We start from the raw sequence: 4,813 nt of genomic DNA, 5'->3' as shown, positions 1-4,813 counted from the left end.
GCGATCCTGAACCGGGGTGGCTACGCCTCGCCGATCCGCACGCCCCGCGGTCGCGATATTCTCGCCGCCTGCGGCCAGCTGAAGAGTGAGAGTGAGAAGCTGCGCGCCAGCGCCCGGCGCAAGGCTGTCGCCGAGACCTGATCGAGAGAGACGCGCCATGCCGATTCCCTCCCCCGAGATCCAGGCCTTCGCGTCCGGATTCCCGGTGTTTCTCGCCCATGCGGGCGTAACGATCCTGATCCTGCTGACGGCGGCGGCGGTCTATGTGCTGCTGACCCCGCACAAGGAGATCGCCCTGATCCGCGAGGGCAACACCGCCGCGGCTTTGTCATTGGGCGGGGTTCTGATCGGGCTGGCAATCCCGCTGTCGGCGTCGCTGCGGGCCTCGACCAATGTGATAGAAATCGCGCTGTGGGGCGCGGTGACGGTGGTGCTGCAGCTTCTGGTGTTCCGGTTGGTGGACCTGATTCTGCGCGGCCTGCCGACGCGTATCCAGGCGGGCGAAGTTTCGGCGGCGGCCCTGCTGGTGGGCGCGAAGATCGCCACCGCCCTGGTGATCGCCGCGGCCCGTAGCTGAGATGCGATTCCCCCGACTGCCGGACTGGGCGGTCTACTCTGCGGTGGTGATCGCGGTGCTGTTCGCCGCGCTCGGCCGGGATGAACGCGCCGACGCCCCGCCGCCCCCGCCCAAGAGCTCCGACCCGCTCGTCGAAGCGTTGGGCCCGGCCTCGCCCTTTGACCCTTCCGTGGTGGTGGACGTGCCGACCAAGGCGGGCCCGGCCTCGGGAACGGCGTTTTCGGTGGCTCGCAACGGCATGTGGCTGACCGCGCGGCATGTCGTCGAGGGCTGTCGCAAGGCGGTGGTGATCGTCGGGCCGGACACCGGCGTCGAGGTCAAGGTGCACCTGGATCCGCGCGGCGAGGCTGCGGTGCTGTCCACTGAAGGGGGCGCGGCGGCGCTGCCTCTGGGGCTGACCGAACCCTTGCGGCGAGGCCAGAGGGCGTTCCATCCGGGATTCCCGCAAGGCGCACCGGGCGAAGCCAGCTCCCGGCTGCTCGGGCGCGAGAACCTGGTGGTGCGCGGAAGCGGCGCGCGCACGGAGCCTGTGCTGGTCTGGGCCGAGACCGGTCGGACGGAGGGCCTGAAGGGCACGCTCGGCGGTCTCTCCGGGGCGCCGGCGCTGGACAGTCAGGGCCGGGTGATCGGCGTGACGATCGCCGAGAGCCCGCGCCGGGGCCGCATCTACACCACCGCCCCGGAGATAACGCGCGCCACCATAAGCTCCGCCGGCGGGCGGCCCGACGGCCAGGCGATCAGCGAACCTATCACGCCCGGTAACTACTTCCGCGTCGCCGACGACCTGCGCCGCGAGCTGCAGGTGGCTCAGGTGGTCTGTCTCGACCGGTAGCAAGCCCCCTCAGTCGGCGTCGCCGATAACGCCTCCTGCTGGGGTCAACGCCGCGCTCCTTCGCAGCACCAGAAACGACAGCACCACCGCTGCGACGCCGATCACCGCCGAGTACAGAAAGAACAGCAGGTATCCGACGCCGAGGGCGGGGGCGGAGACACTTGAGCGCGCCATGGCCTCGGCATAGGCCTCGGGCGGCAGGGCGCCGAACAGCGGTTTGAGCGCCGCAAGCGGCCCGCCGGCGTCGGCGACGGCGGCCGATCCCTCGACGATCCGTCCCGACTGCGAGGCGACCAGCTTGCCGGGCAGCGCATAGAGCGAGGAGAACAGCGCGTACTGGGTGGCGGTGAAGCCTGCGGAGGTCAGGCTCGACATGTAGGCGATCAGACAGGTGCCGGCGACGCCGCTGGCCACGTTGTCGATGCCGATGGCCACGAACAGCGCCCACAGCTCCGGCCCCTGCACCGCCAGCCAGGCGAAGGCGAGATTCGACAGGGGACCAGCGAAGGCGCCGACCACCAGCGCCCGCAACAGGCCCAGGCGCGCCACCAGAATGCCGCCCAGACCGACGCCCAGCACGGTCATCACCACGCCGAACACCTTCCGCGCCTCGGCGATCTCGATCTTGGTGAAGCCGAGGTCGGCGTAGAACGGGTTCATGATGTTCAACACGAAGTCCGAGAGCCGATAGAGGCAGATCGTCGCCAGGATCAGGGCCGCCGCGCCGCGATAGCGCACCAGGAAATCGCGCAGGGGATCCCCCAAGGCGGCGAACAGATAGACCCCGGGCCGGGTCTTGGCCCCTGGAAGGGGACAGATGGCCAGAACGATCACGCCCAGCCCCGCGGCCACGGCCAGAAGCTGAAGATAGACGCCCTCCGGCTTCAGCTTCCACGCTGCGACCAAAGCCTCGCCCGCGCCGGGCAGGCCCACGGCGCGCAGTGTCTCGCCGATGAGGGTCGCGTCCGCCGCCAGGCCCGAGCCCAGGATCAGCGCGCCCAGCGCAAAGATCGCCAGTCGTCCGGCCCACTCCGGAAGTTCCAGCGCCGGGCGCGAGGGAACGCCCTCCGTGGGGATAGGCCGGACCACATGGGCCGCCTCGCGTGGCGCGGCCAGCACGCCCGCCGCGCCGACCAGCATCAGCAGCGCCATCGCCGCATAGGAGGCGCTCCAGCCATAGGTCTCGGCCAGGATCAGCGGCGCGGCGCCGGCCGTGATCATCGCGATCCGGTAGCCCCACTGGTAGGCCGCCGCCATGGCGCCCTGCTTCTCGGTCTCCGCCGCTTCGATCCGCCAGGCGTCGATGACGATATCCTGGGTCGCTGAGACAAAGGCCACCAGGGCGGCGAAGGCGGCCATCAGCGCCAGGTCCCGGGCCGGGTCCACGCCGGAGATCGCCCAGAGGCCCAACATCAGGGCGCCCTGAAGCACCAGCATCCAGCTGCGCCGGTGGCCAAGCGCGCGGGTCAGGCCCGGGACGGCGGTGCGGTCGACCAGCGGCGCCCAGAGGAATTTCAAGGAATAGGAGAGCGTCGCCAGCGCGAAGATCGAGATCACCTGCAGCGACAGCCCGGCCTCGCGCAGCCAGAGCGATAGCGTATCGAAGATCAGCAGGTTGGGCAGGCCCGAGGCGAACCCCAGCGCCAGCATGACCAGCGCGCGGCGCTCGCCAAACACGGCGAGGGCCTGGATCAGACCCTTCCGAGGTTTCGCGGCGTCGTCAGCGGGCATGGGCGCTCCGGCGGGCGGCGCGCGCTTCCCGCTCCGCCGCGATCAGCCGACCTTGGCGTGCGCCGGAGCCTGCGTAAACCCGGGGCGCGCCCAGCGAGTGAGGGCCGCACGCAGGGCGTCGGGAGACAGCGGCTTGACCAGGAAGTCGTTCATGCCGGCGGCCAGGCAGGCGTGGCGATCATCCTCGAAGGCATTGGCGGTCAGCGCCACGATCGGGGTCTCGAGCCCATTGGATCGCAGGCGCCGCGCCGTCTCTTCGCCATTCAGACCGGGCATGCGCATATCCATCAGGATCAGGTCGAAGGCGCTGGCGTCGCAGGCGGCGAGCGCTTCTTCGCCGCTGACGGCATGTTCCACGTCACAGCCTTCGCGGCCGAGCAGCGCCCGGGCCAGGAGGGCGTTGATCGGGTTGTCTTCCACCAGCAGGATGCGGGCGCCCGGCGCCGCCGCAGTGGCGATCCGCTCATCCTCCCGGGGCGCTTCGGCCTGGACCTGCGCACCGGCGGCGATCAGCACCCGCTCGGCCAGTGAGACGCGGCGCAGCGGCTTGATCAGGTAGCCGGCGAATCCGGCATTGCGATAGCGGTCGATGCCGTCGCGCTCGTCCGGGGCCAGCAGCACGATGGTGGCGCGGCGCGACGGGGGCCTGAGCGATCCGTGGCCTTCGGTCAGGGCCGCGTCAGCCAGGATCACCTCATTGATGCGTGTGGCGGCGACGGCCTCGGAAAGCGTCTCGGTGACCACGGCCTGGCCGCCGCAGGCCTCGATCTGGCGGCGCGCGGCCTCGCGGATGACGGGGTTGGGTGAGGCGACGCCGATCCGACGACCGGCCAGGGACGATTCGACCGGCGCGCCGGGCAGCGCCGCGAGGTCGGCCTCGAACCAAAAGGCCGCGCCGCCCGAGGGCGCCGCCTCGACGCCCACATCGCCGCCCATGGCGCGGGCAAGGCGTCGGGCGATCGCCAGCCCGAGCCCGGCGCCGCCGAGATCTGCGTGCGAGGCGTCGGCCTGGGCGAAGGCCTCGAAGATGCGGTCTCGGTCCGCAGCCGAGACACCAGGTCCGGTGTCCTCGACCGTGAATCGCAGGCGGCCCGGCTTGGGAACCGAGGCGCCAATCAGCACGCCGCCCTGGCTGGTGAACTTCACCGCGTTGCCGGCGAAGTTGAGCAGGATCTGGCGCAGGCGCCCTTCGTCGGCGTGGAGCCGCACCGGCGCGGCCGGACCGGCCCAGGCGATCTCAATGCCCTTCTCCCGGGCGCGGGGCGACAGCAGCTCGGCCACGCCGCGCAGCAGGCCTTCCAGGCCGAACGGCGCGGGACGCAGCTCCACCGCGCCGGATCCCAGCTTGGCGAAGTCGAGCACGTCGTTGACGAGGGCCAACAGGTGCTGGCCGCTGTCGTGCAGGGCGGCGACATAGGCGCGCTGCTCGGCCGAGAGCGGCGTGCCTTCCAGGAGCCGGGCCATGCCGATGACGCCGTTGAGCGGCGTGCGGAACTCGTGGCTGAGCGAGGCGAGCTGCTCGGCGCTGATCTGGGCGCGGGCCGGGCGGCGTTCGGAGAGGGGGCGGGTGGGTCTACGCATGGCGTGAAACCCTAGGCGGCGACCGCTTAACGCACCGTCAAACGCGTCGATTCGGCGACCGACCACGCGTTAAAGTAGACGGACGGCCAAAG

At 70.9% G+C, this 4,813-nt stretch carries 4 protein-coding genes and 1 pseudogene; 3 read left to right on the top strand and 2 right to left on the bottom strand.

The features are described from left to right. The 3 genes and pseudogenes from ACIQ3R_RS15360 to ACIQ3R_RS15350 all read left to right on the top strand — a co-directional run. Positions 1-141, top strand: a pseudogene (locus tag ACIQ3R_RS15360) (23S rRNA (adenine(2503)-C(2))-methyltransferase RlmN); the annotation flags it as partial. A gap of 16 nt (positions 142-157) precedes the next feature. Continuing rightward, the gene (locus ACIQ3R_RS15355; protein WP_397419733.1) at positions 158-577 is read left to right on the top strand and encodes a DUF350 domain-containing protein; all 420 of its coding nucleotides are present in this window, start codon (positions 158-160) and stop codon (positions 575-577) included. A gap of 1 nt (position 578) precedes the next feature. Continuing rightward, positions 579-1,409: a serine protease gene (locus tag ACIQ3R_RS15350; RefSeq protein WP_397419732.1), complete on the top strand. Its 831-nt coding sequence runs from the start codon at positions 579-581 to the stop codon at positions 1,407-1,409. 9 nt (positions 1,410-1,418) lie between these two features. On the opposite strand, the gene ACIQ3R_RS15345 is transcribed toward ACIQ3R_RS15350, so the two are convergent. Then, complete coding sequence (locus tag ACIQ3R_RS15345; protein ID WP_397419731.1) at positions 1,419-3,140, bottom strand: AmpG family muropeptide MFS transporter; 1,722 nt, start codon at positions 3,138-3,140, stop codon at positions 1,419-1,421. Positions 3,141-3,182: 42 nt separating this feature from the next. Next, positions 3,183-4,721: a response regulator gene (locus ACIQ3R_RS15340; protein WP_397419730.1), complete on the bottom strand. Its 1,539-nt coding sequence runs from the start codon at positions 4,719-4,721 to the stop codon at positions 3,183-3,185. Positions 4,722-4,813 lie beyond the last annotated feature (92 nt).

This window comes from Phenylobacterium sp. (genome assembly GCF_044371015.1).
Lineage (GTDB): Bacteria > Pseudomonadota > Alphaproteobacteria > Caulobacterales > Caulobacteraceae > Phenylobacterium.
Note: the sequence above shows the minus strand (reverse complement) of the source record. Positions and strands in the feature narration are given on the sequence as shown.